17 protein-coding genes are annotated in these 16772 nt (G+C 68.9%); 15 read left to right on the plus strand and 2 right to left on the minus strand.

What is annotated here, in order from left to right:
• Positions 1 to 33 precede the first annotated feature (33 nt).
• Both rplA and SSMG_RS01705 read left to right on the plus strand, forming a co-directional pair.
• The gene (gene rplA / locus SSMG_RS01700) at positions 34 to 753 is read left to right on the plus strand and encodes a 50S ribosomal protein L1 (protein ID WP_009072208.1); all 720 of its coding nucleotides are present in this window, start codon (positions 34 to 36) and stop codon (positions 751 to 753) included.
• A gap of 69 nt (positions 754 to 822) precedes the next feature.
• Positions 823 to 1632: an alpha/beta fold hydrolase gene (locus SSMG_RS01705; RefSeq protein ID WP_037712250.1), complete on the plus strand. Its 810-nt coding sequence runs from the start codon at positions 823 to 825 to the stop codon at positions 1630 to 1632.
• 3 nt (positions 1633 to 1635) lie between these two features.
• Here SSMG_RS01705 and SSMG_RS01710 read toward each other — a convergent pair whose 3' ends face one another.
• Positions 1636 to 2583, minus strand: coding sequence for a hypothetical protein (locus SSMG_RS01710; RefSeq protein WP_009072213.1), 948 nt, complete (start codon positions 2581 to 2583; stop codon positions 1636 to 1638).
• 321 nt (positions 2584 to 2904) lie between these two features.
• On the opposite strand from SSMG_RS01710, the gene rplJ reads away from it, so the two are divergent.
• The 13 genes from rplJ to SSMG_RS01775 all read left to right on the plus strand — a co-directional run bounded on the left by rplJ (position 2905) and on the right by SSMG_RS01775 (position 15906).
• Entirely contained in the window at positions 2905 to 3459 is a 555-nt protein-coding gene (gene rplJ / locus SSMG_RS01715) for a 50S ribosomal protein L10 (protein WP_009072214.1), read from the plus strand.
• A 49-nt stretch (positions 3460 to 3508) separates the two neighbouring features.
• Positions 3509 to 3901, plus strand: a complete 393-nt coding sequence (gene rplL / locus SSMG_RS01720) for a 50S ribosomal protein L7/L12 (RefSeq protein ID WP_009072216.1) — start codon at positions 3509 to 3511, stop codon at positions 3899 to 3901.
• A gap of 459 nt (positions 3902 to 4360) precedes the next feature.
• A complete protein-coding gene (locus SSMG_RS01725; RefSeq protein WP_009072220.1) occupies positions 4361 to 5539 on the plus strand; it encodes an ABC transporter ATP-binding protein in 1179 nt (392 codons plus the stop codon).
• Between the two features lie 32 nt (positions 5540 to 5571).
• Positions 5572 to 6324: an ABC transporter permease gene (locus SSMG_RS01730; RefSeq protein ID WP_050788377.1), complete on the plus strand. Its 753-nt coding sequence runs from the start codon at positions 5572 to 5574 to the stop codon at positions 6322 to 6324.
• A 2-nt stretch (positions 6325 to 6326) separates the two neighbouring features.
• Positions 6327 to 7163 (plus strand): ABC transporter permease, encoded by an 837-nt coding sequence (locus SSMG_RS01735; RefSeq protein ID WP_009072224.1) that lies wholly within the window; start codon positions 6327 to 6329, stop codon positions 7161 to 7163.
• Positions 7160 to 8491, plus strand: a complete 1332-nt coding sequence (locus SSMG_RS01740) for an MCE family protein (protein WP_009072226.1) — start codon at positions 7160 to 7162, stop codon at positions 8489 to 8491. Before SSMG_RS01735 ends, SSMG_RS01740 begins: the two co-directional genes overlap by 4 nt.
• Positions 8488 to 9516: an MCE family protein gene (locus SSMG_RS01745; protein WP_009072228.1), complete on the plus strand. Its 1029-nt coding sequence runs from the start codon at positions 8488 to 8490 to the stop codon at positions 9514 to 9516. Before SSMG_RS01740 ends, SSMG_RS01745 begins: the two co-directional genes overlap by 4 nt.
• Positions 9513 to 10499 (plus strand): MCE family protein, encoded by a 987-nt coding sequence (locus tag SSMG_RS01750; RefSeq protein ID WP_037712254.1) that lies wholly within the window; start codon positions 9513 to 9515, stop codon positions 10497 to 10499. The genes SSMG_RS01745 and SSMG_RS01750 overlap by 4 nt, the downstream gene beginning before the upstream one ends.
• Positions 10496 to 11677 carry an MCE family protein gene (locus tag SSMG_RS01755; RefSeq protein WP_037712255.1) on the plus strand — a complete coding sequence of 394 codons (1182 nt, stop codon included), beginning with the start codon at positions 10496 to 10498 and terminating at the stop codon, positions 11675 to 11677. The genes SSMG_RS01750 and SSMG_RS01755 overlap by 4 nt, the downstream gene beginning before the upstream one ends.
• Position 11678: 1 nt before the next feature.
• Entirely contained in the window at positions 11679 to 12911 is a 1233-nt protein-coding gene (locus SSMG_RS01760; RefSeq protein WP_199841113.1) for an MCE family protein, read from the plus strand.
• Entirely contained in the window at positions 12911 to 14173 is a 1263-nt protein-coding gene (locus SSMG_RS01765; RefSeq protein WP_009072236.1) for an MCE family protein, read from the plus strand. Before SSMG_RS01760 ends, SSMG_RS01765 begins: the two co-directional genes overlap by 1 nt.
• Positions 14174 to 14209: 36 nt before the next feature.
• Entirely contained in the window at positions 14210 to 14818 is a 609-nt protein-coding gene (locus SSMG_RS01770; RefSeq protein ID WP_009072238.1) for a hypothetical protein, read from the plus strand.
• 26 nt (positions 14819 to 14844) lie between these two features.
• Positions 14845 to 15906 (plus strand): hypothetical protein, encoded by a 1062-nt coding sequence (locus SSMG_RS01775; RefSeq protein ID WP_199785751.1) that lies wholly within the window; start codon positions 14845 to 14847, stop codon positions 15904 to 15906.
• Between the two features lie 16 nt (positions 15907 to 15922).
• Here SSMG_RS01775 and aroQ read toward each other — a convergent pair whose 3' ends face one another.
• Positions 15923 to 16396, minus strand: coding sequence for a gamma subclass chorismate mutase AroQ (gene aroQ / locus SSMG_RS01780; protein WP_100266683.1), 474 nt, complete (start codon positions 16394 to 16396; stop codon positions 15923 to 15925).
• Between the last annotated feature and the right edge of the window lie 376 nt (positions 16397 to 16772).

The raw sequence follows: 16772 nt of genomic DNA on the forward strand, positions 1-16772 counted from the left end.
ACCACACTGATCCACTGATTTGAGGACAGAAGCATGACCAAGCACAGCAAGGCCTACCGCCAGGCCGCGGAGCTGATCGACAAGGCGCGCCTGTACGCGCCGCTCGAGGCCGTGAAGCTGGCGAAGGAGACCTCCAAGACGAAGATGGACGCGACCGTCGAGGTCGCGATGCGTCTCGGGGTCGACCCGCGCAAGGCCGACCAGATGGTCCGCGGCACCGTGAACCTGCCGCACGGCACCGGTAAGACCGCCCGCGTCATCGTCTTCGCCGTCGGCGACAAGGCCGCCGAGGCCGAAGCCGCCGGCGCGGACGCGGTCGGCACCGACGAACTGATCGAGCGCATCCAGGGTGGCTGGCTCGACTTCGACGCCGCGATCGCGACGCCGGACCAGATGGCCAAGGTGGGCCGCATCGCCCGCATCCTCGGCCCGCGCGGCCTCATGCCGAACCCGAAGACCGGCACGGTGACCCCCGCGGTCGAGAAGGCCGTGAAGGACATCAAGGGCGGCAAGATCAACTTCCGCGTCGACAAGCAGGCGAACCTGCACCTGGTGATCGGCAAGGCGTCGTTCGACACCGAGAAGCTGGTGGAGAACTACGCGGCCGCGCTGGACGAGATCCTGCGCGCCAAGCCGTCGTCCGCGAAGGGCCGCTACGTCAAGAAGGTCACCTTCACCACGACGATGGGCCCGGGCATCCCGGTCGACCCGGCGCGGACCCGCAACCTCCTTTCCGAGGAAGCCGCGGTCTGAGTCGCACATCACGCGAAAGGGTGGTCACGCTTCGTGCGTGACCACCCTTTTTTCGTGTCTCATGGACATATGCCAACGACGTTCCTCGCCCCCGACGGGCTCCAGCTGAGCTACACGGTCTGGGAGGGCGACGGACGGCACCGGCGGCCCGTCGTGCTGCACCACGGTTTCGCCGCCGACTCCCAGGTGAACTGGGTCAACCCCGGGGTCGTGGACGCGCTGGTCAAGGCGGGGTTCACGGTGATCGCGCTGGACGCGCGCGGGCACGGCGCGTCGGAGAAGCCGCACGACCCGGCGGCCTACGGCGAGGACATCATGGCCGCCGACCTGACCGCGCTGTTCGACGAACTCGGCCTGGACGAGGTGTGCCTGGCGGGCTACTCGATGGGCGCGATCGTCTCGCTGCTCGTGGCTACGCGTGACCGCCGAGTCCGCTGCCTCGCGGTCGGCGGCGTCGGGGCGGGGATCGTGGACTTCGGCGGGGTCGACGCCCGGGTGATCAACCGGAGCCAGATCGCCGCCGGACTGCTGGCCGAAGACCGGTCGGAGGTGCCCTCGGCGGCGCGCCCGTTCCGTCGGTTGGCCCGCAGGGCAGGCGCGGATGTCGAAGCGCTGGCCGCGGTCATGCACGCGACCCCGCACGGACCGATGCGGCTGACGAACCTTTCGGCGGCGACGCTGATCCTGGCCGGGGAGTCGGACGAACTGGCGACGCAGCCGGAACGCCTCGCCGCCGGGATCGCGGGAGCGCGGTTGGTGCGGGTCCCGGGGAACCACATGGAAGCGGTGGCACACCCGGCTTTCGCGGCGGCGCTGGTGGACTTCTTCGCGTACTCGGACACGGGGGAGACCCGGTTGCCGATCAGCTCGCCTGCCTGACGGTCAGCCCGGGGTGGAGGTCGCCGTCGGCGGCGGGCATTTCTCCGGCCCGGAGGAGTGGCCGGTGATCAGCCACTGGCCTTTGTCCACTTTGGTCACCTGGAACACGCCCAGCGCCGGGCCGCCGCTCACGGTGAACGAACAGGAATCGATCGTCACCACCGGCGGGGGAGTCGGGCCGGAGACGTAGGACGGGAGCGATTCGGCGTAGTCGTTGACGTTCTTCACTTGTGCGTGGAGCTTCTCGACCGCGACCTTGCAGTCCGGCTGACCGGTGGTGTCCTTGGCGAACTTGTCCTGGATGTCCTCGCGGAAGCGCCCGCAGGCGTCGGCGACCCGGCCCTGGGCGATGTTGTGGTAGACGAACCGCACCGCCTCGTTCGGATTGGTCGAGAAGATGTGGTTCGTGTGATAGGTCCCGCCGCCCTCGGCGGCGATCTGGGCTGAGGATTTCCCGTCGTCGCTGGGGAAGATCTGGTGGTACCCCCAGTTGACCAGGATGCCGAGGATGACCAGGGCGATCACCCAGCCCAGGATCTTCCCGCCCAGCCGCTTCACCCAGCGCGGCACCGGGCGGCGGTTCTTCGGCGGTTCCTCGTACTCGGTCAGCGCGCCCGGCTGGTTCGGCGGCACGGGAGGCTGGCCACCCGCGAGCGGTCGCGGCTGCCGGTTTCCGGCCGGGACCAGGCCCGCGTCGGGAGCCGGGGCCGGTTCGGCGCCCTGCTGGGCCTGGGTGAACCGCAGATACTCCTGGAACCGCTGGAATTCCTGGAACTGCCGCAGCTGCTCCGGATCCAGCTGCGGCTGGTTCGGAGCCGCCGGTTGAGCGGGAGGGCGCGGCGCGACCTCGCCCCCGCCCGGCTGCGGCAGTGCGGGCGGTTGCGCCGAGGACCCACCCGGACCGGGAGAGGGGGTTTCTTCCGGCTTTCCGTGATCACGCTGTTCCGCCACGTCACCAATGATGCCCGCTCCGCCGCGATTTCCCGAGACTGCCCCGGTTCTCGCAGCTCAGCGAGGGGGCGCCGGAAAACCCCGGAAACCCCTGCCGTATGCTGGTCGACGGTTCTACCAAAGACCGCTGGTTCTCTCCGGATTCCCGGGGAGCGAAGGCTCCGCAGTATGGCGGACGGCCCGCGCAGGAGGAACGAGGCCCTAACCCCAGCCGTCAAGGCTGGGCAAACGCCCCGCGTCTGTCTGCGCGTGGGCGTTTTTGTCGTTCGGGGGCGCCTCCGCCGAAGCCAGTGGTGACACTAGCCAAGAGAGGAGGCGACCATGGCGAAGCCCGACAAGGTGGCGGCCGTCGCCGAGATCGCGGAGAGCTTCCGCAGCAGCTCGGCCACCGTCGTTACCGAGTACACCGGCCTCTCCGTGACTCAGCTGTCCCAGCTGCGCCGCGCTCTCGGCACCAGTGCCAAGTACCGGGTCGCGAAGAACACCCTCGTCAAGCGTGCCGCTGAGGACGCCGGTCTCGAGGGCGTCGAGGACCTGTTCGTCGGCCCGACCGCGATCGCTTTTGTGCACGGCGAGGCAGTCGACGCCGCGAAGGCCCTTCGCGACTTCGCGAAGGAAAACAACGCGCTTGTCATCAAGGGCGGCTACATGGACGGCAAGTCGCTGTCCGTGGACGAGATCACCAAGATCGCCGATCTCGACAGCCGCGAGGTGCTGCTTTCCAAGGCGGCGGGCGCGTTCAAGGCGAAGCTTTCCCAGGCCGCGGCGCTGTTCCAGGCGCCGGCGTCCCAGGTGGCCCGCCTGGCTGCCGCGCTGGAGGAGAAGCAGCGCAACGCCACCGGTACCGAAGCAGCCGAAGCACCCGCCGAGAGCTGAACCACCCCACCCCCGAACGTCTCGTTCGTTTTTCTGAGAGGAAGCCATCATGGCGAAGCTGAGCACCGCCGAGCTGATCGACGCCTTCAAGGAGCTGACCCTTCTTGAGCTGTCCGAGTTCGTGAAGGAATTCGAAGAGGTCTTCGACGTCACCGCCGCCGCCCCGGCCGCCGTCGTGGCCGCCGCCCCGGGCGCCGCCGCCGGTGGCGCCGAGGCCGCTGCCGAGCAGGACGAGTTCGACGTCATCCTCGACTCGGCCGGCGACAAGAAGATCCAGGTCATCAAGGTCGTCCGCGAGGTCGTCTCCGGTCTGGGCCTGAAGGAGGCCAAGGAGCTGGTCGAGGCCGCTCCGAAGGCGCTCCTGGAGAAGGTCGACAAGGAGGCCGCCGACGCCGCCAAGGAGAAGCTCGAGGCCGCCGGCGCCAAGATCACCATCAAGTGATCCCGGGCGCGCAAGCGCCTGCAGCACCACCTCGAAAGGGGCGGACACCCGACACGGGCGTCCGCCCCTTTCGCTGTCCGAGGCAAAAAAGACGCACCGTCGCCGAACCGGACACCAAGGACCCTCGTTCAGGCGAACAAGCCGGGCTCCCGGCGACCTCGGCTCACCCCCTGTTTGCCGCGTTTCCGCCGGTTAACCCGTCAGGGTGAGCGACAAGCGGCCATCTGGCTCTGCGTCCGAACGTGACGTGCACTACCGTGCTGCCAGCGGTCGCCGTACTGGATCCCCGTCGCGTGAGGCGTGCACGGGGGCTGGCCAGAGAACAAAACTGGTGAGTAACCTGTTCGCGCTCAGCTCGTTGCACCTGGTTGAAGCGGAGTTCGCCGCGCGAGCTCCGCCGCTGCCAGCGGGTGACGGGGCGGCGGTGCGCGACGACGCGGAACAGCTCCTGGAGGTGCGATGGGTGCCGAGGTGGTCATCGAAGGTCTGACGAAGTCCTTCGGAAAGCAGACCATCTGGCGGGACGTGACGCTGACCCTGCCTCCCGGCGAGGTCTCGGCGATGCTCGGCCCGTCCGGAACCGGCAAGTCCGTGTTCCTGAAGTCGATGATCGGCCTGCTCAAGCCGGACCGCGGGCGCTGCGTCATCAACGGCGTCGACATCGTCACCTGCTCCGAGCACAAGCTGTACGAGATCCGGAAGCTCTTCGGCGTCCTGTTCCAGGACGGCGCGCTGTTCGGCTCGATGAACCTCTTCGACAACGTGGCCTTCCCGCTGCGCGAGCACACGAAGAAGTCCGAGACCGAGATCCGCCGGATCGTGCTCGAGAAGCTCGAGATCACCGGTCTCGCCGGCGCGGACAAGAAGCTCCCCGGCGAGATCTCCGGCGGGATGCGCAAGCGCGCCGGCCTCGCCCGCGCGCTCGTGCTCGACCCGGAGATCATCCTGGTCGACGAGCCGGACTCCGGTCTCGACCCGGTCCGCACGACCTACATCTCGCAGCTCTTCCTGGACGTCAACGCCCAGATCGACGCGACCTTCCTGATCGTGTCGCACAACATCAACCTCGCCCGCACGGTGCCGGACAACCTCGGCATGCTGTTCCGCAAGGAACTCGTCATGTTCGGTCCGCGCGAGGTGCTGCTGACCAGCGACGAGCCAGTGGTCGAGCAGTTCCTCAACGGCCGCAAGCTCGGCCCGATCGGCATGTCCGAGGAGAAGGACAGCGCCCAGATGGCCCGCGAGCAGGCCGAGGCCGCCGCCGGGCACGGCGACGTGCTCAACGAGGACGTGCGCGGCGTCGTGCCGCAGATGCAGGTCAGCCCGGGAGTTCCGGAGCGGGCCGGGGCGAAGCGGCGGATGGACCGCGTCATGCGGATCCTGCACACGCTCCCGCCGAGCGCGCAGGAGGGGATCATCGAATCCCTGACCCCGGAGCAGCAGCGGCACTACAACGTGCGGCCCAACCCCGGCGCCTTCCACCACCAGCGCGGCCCCGAGGAGACCCAGCAGCTGCCCCCGGTCAGCCCGCCGGGCCCGGTGCCCAACCAGCACCAGGGACAGCTTCCCGCCGACCAGGTCGCGCGCATTCCGGGCGCGGACCGCCGGTCGCCCCGGCACGGGCAGGGTGGCGCGTGACCACCAGCACGGCCAAGATCCCCGGCTACGGAATGCTGCGGGAGACCGGGAACCTGTTCGCGCTCGGCCTCGACATCGTCCGCGGCATCTTCCAGCGCCCGTTCCAGTTCCGCGAGTTCATCCAGCAGGCCTGGTTCGTCGCGAGCGTGACGATCCTGCCGACCGCGCTCGTCGCGATCCCGTTCGGCGCGGTCATCTCGCTGCAGTTCGGCGCGCTCGCCCGCCAGCTCGGCGCGCAGTCCTACACCGGCGCCGGTTCGGTGCTGGCGACCGTGCAGCAGGCCAGTCCGCTGGTCACCGCCCTGCTGGTGGCCGGCGCGGGCGGCAGCGCGGTCTGCGCGGACATCGGCGCGCGGACCATCCGCGAGGAGATCGACGCGATGGAGGTGCTGGGCGTCTCCGCGGTCCAGCGCCTGATCGTGCCCCGCACGCTCGCCATGATGCTCGTCGCGCTCCTGCTCAACGGCATGGTCAGCGTCATCGGCGTGCTCGGCGGCTACTTCTTCAACGTCGTGCTCCAGGGCGGCACCCCGGGCGCGTACCTGTCCAGCTTCTCCGCGCTCGCGCAGCTGCCCGACCTGTGGGTCGGCGAGATCAAGGCGCTGATCTTCGGCTTCATCGCCGCGGTCGTGGCGGCCTATCGCGGCCTGCACCCGAGCGGCGGCCCGAAGGGCGTCGGCGACGCGGTGAACCAGTCGGTGGTCATCACGTTCCTGCTGCTCTTCGTCGTGAACTTCGTGATCACGCTGATCTACCTGCAGCTCGTGCCCGGAAAGCTGGACTGACCATGACGTTCCTCGCGGGGGCGAAGCGGATCGCCAACCGGCCGCTGGAGACCCTGGACACCCTCGGCGACCAGATGTCGTTCTACGGCCGGGCTCTGCTGTGGACGCCGCGCACGCTGCGCCGCTACACCAAGGAAGTGCTGCGGCTGCTGGCCGAGGTGAGCTTCGGCTCCGGCTCGCTCGCGGTCATCGGCGGCACGGTCGGCGTGATGGTCGGCCTGACGCTGTTCACCGGTGTCCTCGTCGGCCTGCAGGGCTACTCGGCGCTGAACTCGATCGGCACCTCTGCCTTCACCGGCTTCCTCACCGCCTTCTTCAACACCCGCGAGATCGCGCCGCTGGTCGCCGGGCTGGCGCTGTCGGCGACGGTCGGCGCGGGCTTCACCGCGCAGCTCGGCGCGATGCGGATCTCCGAGGAGATCGACGCGCTCGAGGTGATGGGCGTGCCGAGCCTTCCGTACCTGGTGACCACGCGGATCATCGCCGGGTTCGTGGCCGTGATCCCGCTGTACGTGATCGGCCTGCTGAGCTCGTACCTCGCCTCGCGGCTGGTCGTTATCTATATCTACGGACAATCCGCGGGTACCTACGACCATTACTTCGACCTGTTCCTACCACCTCAAGACGTGCTCTATTCGTTCATCAAGGTGCTGATCTTCAGCGTTTTGATCATTCTTTCGCACTGCTACTTCGGGTACCGGGCCAGTGGCGGACCGGCCGGGGTGGGCGTGGCCGTCGGCCGCGCGGTGCGGCTTTCCATCGTCACGGTTTCGGTCGTGAACTTCTTCATCGGTTTCGCGATTTGGGGAACCGACGTCACGGTGAGGATTGCGGGATGACCACACTACGGCGCAGGTTGCTCGGCCTGCTGCTGGTGGCGGTGCTCGTCGGCGGGATCGCGCTCAGCATCGCGATGTACGACAAGGCGTTCAGCAAGTTCGTCACGGTGAAGCTCGACGCGGGCAGCATCGGCAACCAGCTGCTCAAGCAGTCGGACGTGAAGGTCCGCGGCCTGATCGTCGGTTCGGTGCAGGACATCAAGGCCACCGAGAACGGCGCGGAACTGACGCTGGCGATGGACCCGGAGTCGGTGAAGCTGATTCCGCAGAACGTGTCCGCGCGATTCCTTCCGAAGACGTTGTTCGGCGAACGCTACGTGTCGCTGGAGATTCCGAAGGACCCGTCGGCCAAGACGCTTTCCCAGGGCGACGTGATCACCCAGGACCGCACTTCGAGCGCGGTCGAGCTGGAGCAGGCGCTGGAGCACCTGATGCCGGTGCTGCAGGCGGTGCAGCCGCAGAAGCTGTCGAGCACGCTCACCGCGATCTCGACCGCGCTGCAGGGCCGCGGCAAACCGCTCGGCGAAACGCTTTCGCAGCTGGGCCAGTACATCGGCGACCTGAACCCGCACGAGCCGGAACTGCAGCACAACCTGCAGGCGCTCGCGGAGTTCTCCGGACACCTGAGCAACGCGACGCCGGATCTGGTGCAGAGCCTGGACAACTTGAGCACGACGACGCGCACCGTGGTCGCCGAGCAGGCGAACCTGTCGAGCCTCTACGGCAACCTCACCACCGCGTCGCAGGACCTGCAGTCGTTCCTGGAAGCCAACTCGCAGAACCTGATCAGCCTCGCCAGCACCGCGCGCCCGACCGCTGAACTGCTCGCCAAGTACTCGCCGGAATACCCGTGCGTGCTGAAGCAGATGGCGAAGGTCGTGCCGGTCGCGGACGCGGCGCTGGGCAAGTACAACGGCAAGCCGGGCCTGAACGCGACCATCGAGGTCGTCGTGAACCGCGGTCCGTACAAGCCGGGCGAGGAACCGCGGTTCGAGGACAAGCGCGGTCCGCGCTGCTACGACCTCAACCCCGCGCCGGACCCGTTCCCGCAGCAGCCGCCGGACGGCCCGTTCAAGGACGGCACCAAGCAGGGCGCGGCTCCGAAGACCGTCGGCGAGGGCCTGAACCCGGCCAACTTCAAGGCGGACGCGGCCGGGGCCAACGGCGGCGGCACCTCGGGCGGCAACCCGGTCAACACCGCGGCCGAGAACACCTTCCTCGCCGCTCTGGTCAGCCCGGAGATGGGGATTTCGCAGGACCAGTTCCCGGGCTGGGGCTCGCTGCTCGTCGGCCCGCTCTACCGGGGCACGGAGGTGACGGTCAAGTGAGGGGACTCGCCGCACCGCTGATCAAGCTGACGATCTTCGTGGTCGTCACGGTGCTGTTCACGACCGTGCTGGGCATCAGCATCGCGAACATCAACACCACCAGCACCAGCGCCTACTCCGCGCGGTTCACCGACGCCACGCTCCTGCTGCCGAACGACGACGTGCGCATCGCCGGCGTCCGCGTCGGCCAGGTCAAGGACGTGAAGATCGTCGACAAGCGCCAGGCGCAGGTGGACTTCGAGGTCGACTCCGGGCGCAAGCTCCCGGCGGGCGTCACCGCGCAGATCAAGTTCCGCAACCTGGTCGGCCAGCGCTACGTCTCGCTCGGCGAGGGCGACGACACCAGCGGCGCGACGCTCAAGCCGGGCGACACCATCCCGCTCGAGCGCACCACGCCCGCGCTGGACCTGACCGAGCTGTTCAACGGCTTCAAGCCGCTGTTCACCGCGTTGAACCCGAGCGACGTGAACAAGCTGTCCTACGAGGTCATCCAGGTCCTGCAGGGCGAGGGCGGCACGGTGGAAAGCCTGCTGTCGCACACCGCCTCGCTGGCCACCACGATCGCCAACAAGGACCAGGTGATCGGCCAGGTCATCGACAACCTCACCTCGGTGCTCGACACGGTCAACCAGCACACCCCGCAGCTCAACGACCTGATCGTGAAGCTGCAGCAGCTGGTCTCCGGCCTCGCCGCGGACCGCAAGCCGATCGGCGACGCGATCGAGGGCCTCGGCAACCTGGCCAACACGACCGCCGGTCTGCTGACCGACGCGCGGGCCCCGCTGAAGGACGACATCGCCGCGCTGGGCAAGCTCACCACGAACCTGAACCAGAACGAACCGCTCGTCGAGCACTTCATCCAGTTCATGCCGAAGAAGGTCAGCGCGCTCACCCGCACGGCCGACTACGGCTCGTGGTTCAACTTCTACTCCTGCGAGATGACCGGGACGGTCGGCGTGCCAGGCCTGCTGCCGCCGACGGACTTCACGCTCGCGCCGGTGAACCGGGACAGGTGCAAGCCATGAAGTCCTTCCAGAAACGCAACCCGATCCCGATCGCCCTGGTCGGCATCGCGGTGATGGCGCTCGGCCTCGTCGCCGCGATGAACTCCGAAGACCTGCCGGTGATCGGCGGCGGCACCACCTACAGCGCGGACTTCTCCGAAGCGGCCGGGCTGCAGAAGGACAACGACGTGCGGATCGCCGGCGTGAAGGTCGGCAAGGTGTCCGACATCAAGCTGGACGGCGCGAGCGTCAAGGTGTCGTTCAAGGTCAAGGACGCCTGGATGGGCGACAAGACCACGGCGGCAATCAAGATCAAGACGCTGCTGGGCCAGAAGTACCTCGCGCTCGACCCGCAGGGCAACGGCAACCTCGACCCCGGCTCGCCGATCCCGCGCGACCGGACGATGTCGCCGTATGACGTGCTCGACGCGTTCCGCGGCCTGTCGCAGACGGTCGACGCGATCGACACGAACCAGCTGTCGAAGAGCTTCGAGGCGATCACCCAGACGTTCTCGAACACCCCGCAGGACGTGAAGGGCGCGCTGTCCGGGCTGTCGAAGCTGTCGGACACGATCGCCAAGCGCGATTCGCAGCTGGCGAACCTGCTGGCCAACACGCGCCAGGTGTCGCAGACCCTGGTCGACCGCGACGCCGAGGTGCAGAAGCTGATCACCGACGGCAACCAGTTGCTCGACGAGATCGGCAAGCGCGAGCAGGCCATCAAGACCCTGCTCGACGGGTCGAAGCAGCTGTCGACGCAGCTGCAGGGCCTGATCGACGACAACGACGGCCAGCTCAACCCGGTGCTCACCCAGCTCGACCAGCTCACGTCGATGCTGCAGCGCAACCAGGACTCCCTGGCGCAGGGGATCCAGAAGTTCGCGCCGTTCATCCGGGTCTTCAACAACACGATCGGCACCGGACACTGGTTCGACAACTACATCTGCGGCCTGGTGCTTCCCTCGGTCGGCCCGCTCAATCCGGAGGGGTGCAACTCCCGATGACCGACACCCGCTTCGGCCAGTCGCTCACCCGCGGCTTCACGATCGCGATCGTGCTCGCGCTCGTGGTCGCGGGCGCGCTGTGGTGGACCCTCAAGGACGCCGGCCGCAACCACCTGACCGCGTACTTCGCCGGTGCCGTCGGCCTGTACGAGGGCAACAGCGTCCGGATGCTCGGCGTGGACATGGGCACGGTGACCAAGATCCAGCCGATGGGCAACCAGGTCCGGGTCGACCTCGAATACGACCGCTCGGTCGCGGTGCCCGCCGACGCCAAGGCGCTGATCGTGGCCCCGTCGCTGGTCAGCGACCGCTACATCCAGCTCGCCCCGGCCTACACCGGCGGCCCGCGGATCTCCGACGGCGCGACGATCGGCCTCGACCGCACCGAGGTGCCGCTGGAGGTCGACCAGCTCGCCGCCAGCCTCGCCAAGGTCAGCGAGACGCTCGGCCCGAACGGGGCCAACAAGAACGGCTCGCTCTCGGACCTGCTGAACACCGCGGCGAACAACCTCGACGGCAACGGCAAGGCGCTGCACGACACGATCACCAAGCTCGGGCAGGCGTCCGGCACGCTGGCCGGCAACAAGGACGACCTCTTCCAGACGGTGCAGAACCTCGGCAAGTTCTCCCAGTCGCTCGCCAACAGCGACGGCCAGGTGCGCCAGTTCGAGAGCCAGCTCGCCGACGTGAGCGGATTCCTCGCCGGGGAGAAGGACAACCTCGCCCAGACCGTCCAGCAGCTCGGCACCACGCTGCAGTCCGTGCAGGGCTTCATCGAACGCAACCGCGGCCGGTTGAAGTCCAATGTGGACAAACTGGCCAGCGTGACCAAGGTGCTGGTGGACCAGCGCAGCTCGCTCGCCGAGATCCTCGACGTCGCGCCGGTCGCGCTGTCCAACATCGTCGGCGTCTACAACGGCTCGTCCGGCACGCTCGACGCGCGGCCGAACCTCAACGAGCTGACCGCCCCGCCGCTGGTGATGGTCTGCCGGTTGCTCAAGCAGACCTCGGTGACCAAACAGCTGCTCGGCAACGCCTGCGACGGCATCGCCAAGGTGGTCGACGGCGTGGTGCCGCTCCCGTCCGCCGCGCAGGTGATCCAGGCGATGCAGAACGGCCAGCTGCCGCCGCTGCCGCTCCCGCTGCAGGGCCAGGTCTACGGGACGCAGGGGAGCTGACGTGAAGCGACTGACGAAGTTCGCCGCGGGCGGGGCGCTCGCCACGACGGCCGCGCTCGTGCTGAGCGGCTGCGCGTTCAACGGCGTCTACGACGTCCCGCTTCCCGGCGGGGCCGACCTCGGCAGCCATCCGTACACGGTGAAGATCCAGTTCAAGGACGTCCTCGACCTCGTCCCGCAGTCCGGGGTGAAGGTCAACGAGGTGCCGGTCGGGCAGGTCAAGTCGATCGGGCTGACGCCGGACGGCTGGCACGCCGAGGTGACCGTCGAGGTCAACGGCGACGTCAAGCTGCCCGCCAACGCGATGGCCAACGTGAAGCAGTCGAGCCTGCTCGGCGAGAAGTACGTGGAACTGGCCTCGCCGGGCGGAACCGAGGCGACCGGGGAACTGGCGAACGGGGCGACCATCCCGCTCGCGCGCACCGGCCGCGACGTCCAGGTCGAGGAGGTGCTCGGCGCGCTGTCCCTGCTGCTCAACGGCGGCGGCGTGGAGCAGCTCAACACGATCACCAAGGAACTCAACAACGCCACGGCCGGCCGCGAGCCGGACCTCAAGGCGCTGCTGGCGAACGCGAACGAGCTGGTCACGAACCTCGACAACCAGTCGGCCAACATCACCCGCGCGCTCGACGGCCTCAACCGGCTGTCCATGACGCTGCGGGACCAGAAGGACAAGCTGGTCGGCGCGGTCGACAACCTCGGGCCCGGGCTCGGCGTGCTGGAGCAGCAGCGCGGCCAGCTGGTGACCATGCTGAACGCGCTCAACAACCTCTCCGGCGTCGCGACCGACACGGTGAACAAGAGCAAGGCGGACCTGGTCGCCGACCTCAAGGCGCTCACGCCGACGCTGCAGAAGCTCGGCGAGGCGGGCAGCGACCTGCCGAAGGCGCTGGAGATCCTGCTGACCTACCCGTTCACCGACCAGGCCTACAACGACGTCAAGGGCGACTACTTCAACCTGTTCGCCAAGGTCGACCTGAACCTCAAGGACGTCATCGACAACCTCGGCCGCAGCAGGCAGAACGGGCTCAACGGGCTCCTCCCCGTGCCGGGGCTGACCGGCGGCGTCGAGGGCACGCCGGCGAACCAGCCGCCGCCGCTGTCGTTCCCGGGCAGCCAGCCCGCGCCGCAACAGCAGCAGGCCCCGACCTCGACCGGCGGCCAGGGCGGCGGGCAGCCGTCGCAGGGCGGGTTGTCCGGCCTGTTCGGGGTGCTTTCCGGAGGTGCTGGCTGATGTTGCTGCGCAGGACGAAAATCCAGCTGGTGGTCTTCGCGATCATCTCGGTCGTGGCCATCGTGTACGCGCTGATCCGGTTCGCCGGCCTCGGCACGGTGTTCGGCAGCAGCGGGTACACGGTCAAGCTGCAGCTCAACGAGTCCGGCGGGATCTTCACCAACGCCGAGGTCACCTACCGCGGCTTCAACGTCGGGCGCGTCGGGCAGCTGCGGCTGACCCAGACCGGGCTCGAGGCCGACCTGAACATCGACCCGTCGGCCCCGCGCGTGCCCGCGGACCTCGACGCGGTCGTCGCCAACCGGTCCGCGGTCGGCGAGCAGTACGTCGACCTGCGGCCGAAGAACGACCAGGGCCCGTACCTGGCGAGCGGTTCGGTGATCCCGGCCGCGCGCACGACCACCCCGGTCAGCACCGACCGGCTGCTCGGCGACCTCGATTCGCTGTCGGCCTCGGTGCCGACCGACGCGCTGCGGAAGGTCGTCGACGAGTCCTACGACGCGTTCCGCGGCACCGGCGGCGACCTGCAGAAGCTGATGGACACCGCGCGCAGCTTCACCACCACCGCCCAGCAGTACCTGCCGCAGACCGTGCAACTGCTGCAGGCCGGCGGGAAGGTGCTGGACACGCAGAACGACGAGGCGTCGAACTTCGCGTCCTTCTCCAAGAGCCTCAACCAGCTCAGCGGGACGCTCAAGAACTCCGACGGCGACCTGCGCAAGCTGATCGGCGTCACCCCGCAGGTGGCGACCCAGATCAGCCAGGTGCTCAAGGAGACCGGGCCCGGCCTCGGCGCGCTGACCGCGAACCTGCTGACCACGGCCAACCTGACCGTGACCCGGCTGGACGGCCTCGAACAGGGCCTGGTGACCTATCCGGCGCTGGCGGCCGCCGCGCCGTCGGTGGCCCCCGGCGACGGGACCGCGCACCTCGGCCTGGTGCTGAACCTGTTCAACCCGCCGTCGTGCACGAAGGGCTACCTGCCCTACAGCCAGTACCGGCCGGGTTCGGACACCTCGGTCCGGCCCGCGGACGACAAGGTCTACTGCGCCGAGCCGAAGGGCAGCCCGATCAACGTCCGGGGTTCCCAGAACGCGCCGTACAACGGCGTGCCGGTGCAGCCGTCGCAGCAGGACATCGCGGCCAACCAGAACCGGCCCGCGCAGGAGCTGCAGGAGATGCGCGACGCTCAGGTGCCGGGCGTCGTCGGCAGCCCCGGGGTGTCCCTGAACAGCATGGGCTCGCTGCTGGGACTCGGCTGACCGGGATTTGATGACTGTTACCTACCCTGGAGTGTTATGAGTGCCGAACACGCGGTCGCCGAGGACGAGGCGACCGCTGATACGCCCGAACCGGCAACGGAGGGGGCGGCGAAGGAAAAGTGGGCGCTTCCCGGATCGCCGCGCGTCTGGCTGTTCGGGTCCGGGGCGTTCGCGCTCGCCGCGCTGGTGGTGGCGATCGTGTTCGGGATCATGTGGCTGGTCGCGGAGACGGACGGCGACCGGGACCTCGCCGCGGCGCGCGACGACGTCCTCAAGGACGGCACCGCCGCGGTGCTGGCCTACACCCAGGTCGACTACCAGAACCTGGACGCGTACTTCCAGAAGCAGAAGGACGTCTCCAGCGACGACATGGCCAAGCAGATCACGCAGGCCCAGCCGAACTACTCGAAGGCGCTGACCGACCAGAAGGTCAAGGTCACCACCACGATCCAGGACATCGCGGTCGAGGAGCTCAACGACCACGACGGCAAGGCCAGCTTCCTGGCCGCGATCAGCACGGACACCTCGGCGGGCGGCAAGCAGGCCACCAAGGCACTGCGCCTCGAGGTCCAGATGACCCGGGTCGGCAGCGACTGGAAGCTGTCCGGGATCGACCAAGTGCCGCTCGTCGCCGCCGGCCAGTAGCTTCACCCGCAGATCGGAGTTCCGCAGTGCCCCCCTCCCGTCGCCAGCCACCGCGCAGCAGCACGCCACCGGCCCGCCGGCCGAAGGTCGCCGGGCTGCGCAAGCCGTCGGACCCGGCGGCGCCGGCGGCCTCGCCCAAGCCGCGCCCCCGGCCGCGGCCGCTCCCCGACGCGGATCCGGCCGAGGTGACCCAGGAGCTGCGGATTCCCCGCGGCGGACTGGCGCGTCCGGCGGAGCCGGAGCAGATCGAGCCCGAGACCGAGGTCGCGGAGACCTCCGTCGAGGAAGAGGCCGAACCCGAAGTTTCCGGGGTCGCCGAGGAGGCCCCGGCCGACGAGGTCGACGCGCTCACCGGCGAGACCGTCGAGGACGAGAAACCGGCCCGGCCGAGCCCGCGGCGCAAGAAGCGGGACACCGGTTCGGAGAAGCCCTCGGACGTCGAGGAAGCCGAAACCAAGGCTCGGACGACGGACGCCGAGGCCGGGGCCGCCGCGGTCCCGGCGCAGCGGTCGGTGGTCAGCCGCAACACCGTCCGGGTCGCGCTGCTGCTGGTGGTCGGGCTCGCGCTGGTCGCCGCGGCGGTCATCTTCCAGGTCAAGGGCTCGGACGCGGCCGATTCGACGAGCAACCGCGCGGTGCTCGACGTGGCGAAGACCGCGCAGGTCAAAGACCAGGTCTCGAAGGCGATCGAGACGCTGTTCTCCTACGACTTCAACAACATCAAGAAGACCGAGGACGCGGCCAACCAGCTGCTCGCGACCGACCAGGTCAAGGCGAGTTACAACGCGCTGATGGGCCAGGTCAAGAAGCTGGCTCCGCAGCAGAAGGTGGTCGTGACCTGCAAGGTCACCCGCAGCGCGGTGATCCGGCTGAACGGCGACCTGGCCCGGGTGATGCTGTTCATCGACCAGACGTCGACGCGCGCGGACACCAAGCAGACCGCCGCCGGCACGGCGCAGATGCACGTGGACGCCCAGCTGCAGGGCAACACCTGGAAGATCACCGACATGGACACCTACAAGGCCGCTGGGCCGGCCGCGGGCGCTCCCGCTCCGTCGGCGCCCGCCTCGGCTCCGCCGTCGAAGTAAGCGTCCTAGACAGCCGTCACGGCCCGTTCCCGGAAGCCCCGGGGGCGGGCCGTTGTCGCGACAGCGTCCGGAAGGCCGTCCGAAGCGGCTCCTGCTTCAGCTTGTCCGGCGTTTCCGGCGGCTCGAGGGGTTCGGGCCCGGCCGCGGCCAGCCGATCCAGCAGAGCGACCGTGAGCGCGTCCAGTTCGGCCCGGAGCACGGACAGGTCGCGGCCGCCGTCGGGCCGGTCGCCGGGGTGCGCGGTCCAGTGCGCGAAGAGCCGGTGCTGGACCTGCTTGCTGGCCGCGATCTGGTCGGAGAGAAAGGCGGCGGCGAGGTCCGGGTCGAGGCCCGTTTCGCGGGCAAGGCTCCGGACGCGGACCAGCTCCCGCTGCTCGCGGACGGGATCGTCGACCGGCCGCCCGGCCCCGAACTTCGCGGCGGCGACCTGCTCGCTGATCGCCAGCCTGCGCAGGACCAGTTCGGGAAGCGACGCGTCGGGTTCCGGCATCGTGGCGCACCTCCGGGAGTTCGGGCAGGCCCAGTTGATCACCGGGACGCGTCCGCCGCCAACCGCTTCGTCCCCTCGCGCGCAACCCCTGTCCGGGGGACCCGGAATCCGGTGCCGAGCTGCCCGAAGTTCCCCTGTTCGGCTACGGAATCAGGCACCGGACCGCTCGCGGAATGTGATCCATCCCGCGCCCGCCGCGCCGACGCGGAAACCGCCGCCGCACCCGCGCGCAACCCTCCCACCTGCACCGCTGCCCGGCCGACCTGCGCGGCGATCCCCGGGTACCCGGCGGTAACCGCGAGGCACGCCCGGGCGGTCACCCTGTGCTGTCCGGGTTCAACGCTGCGCCAACCGGCGGGAGAGCCGCGCGGCATCT

This window comes from Streptomyces sp. AA4 (assembly GCF_000158875.1).
Classification (GTDB): domain Bacteria; phylum Actinomycetota; class Actinomycetes; order Mycobacteriales; family Pseudonocardiaceae; genus Amycolatopsis.

Bases quoted from the DNA above. Each gene is read 5' to 3' on its own strand.
- SSMG_RS01740 (WP_009072226.1), top strand. From the start codon at position 7,160: ATGACCACACTACGGCGCAGGTTGCTCGGCCTGCTGCTGGTGGCGGTG.
- SSMG_RS01705 (WP_037712250.1), top strand. From the start codon at position 823: ATGCCAACGACGTTCCTCGCCCCCGACGGGCTCCAGCTGAGCTACACG.
- SSMG_RS01765 (WP_009072236.1), top strand. From the start codon at position 12,911: ATGTTGCTGCGCAGGACGAAAATCCAGCTGGTGGTCTTCGCGATCATC.
- SSMG_RS01730 (WP_050788377.1), top strand. From the start codon at position 5,572: ATGCTGCGGGAGACCGGGAACCTGTTCGCGCTCGGCCTCGACATCGTC.
- SSMG_RS01735 (WP_009072224.1), top strand. From the start codon at position 6,327: ATGACGTTCCTCGCGGGGGCGAAGCGGATCGCCAACCGGCCGCTGGAG.
- SSMG_RS01725 (WP_009072220.1), top strand. From the start codon at position 4,361: ATGGGTGCCGAGGTGGTCATCGAAGGTCTGACGAAGTCCTTCGGAAAG.
- rplJ (WP_009072214.1), top strand. From the start codon at position 2,905: ATGGCGAAGCCCGACAAGGTGGCGGCCGTCGCCGAGATCGCGGAGAGC.
- aroQ (WP_100266683.1), bottom strand. From the start codon at position 16,396: ATGCCGGAACCCGACGCGTCGCTTCCCGAACTGGTCCTGCGCAGGCTG.
- rplL (WP_009072216.1), top strand. From the start codon at position 3,509: ATGGCGAAGCTGAGCACCGCCGAGCTGATCGACGCCTTCAAGGAGCTG.
- SSMG_RS01755 (WP_037712255.1), top strand. From the start codon at position 10,496: ATGACCGACACCCGCTTCGGCCAGTCGCTCACCCGCGGCTTCACGATC.
- rplA (WP_009072208.1), top strand. From the start codon at position 34: ATGACCAAGCACAGCAAGGCCTACCGCCAGGCCGCGGAGCTGATCGAC.
- SSMG_RS01770 (WP_009072238.1), top strand. From the start codon at position 14,210: ATGAGTGCCGAACACGCGGTCGCCGAGGACGAGGCGACCGCTGATACG.
- SSMG_RS01750 (WP_037712254.1), top strand. From the start codon at position 9,513: ATGAAGTCCTTCCAGAAACGCAACCCGATCCCGATCGCCCTGGTCGGC.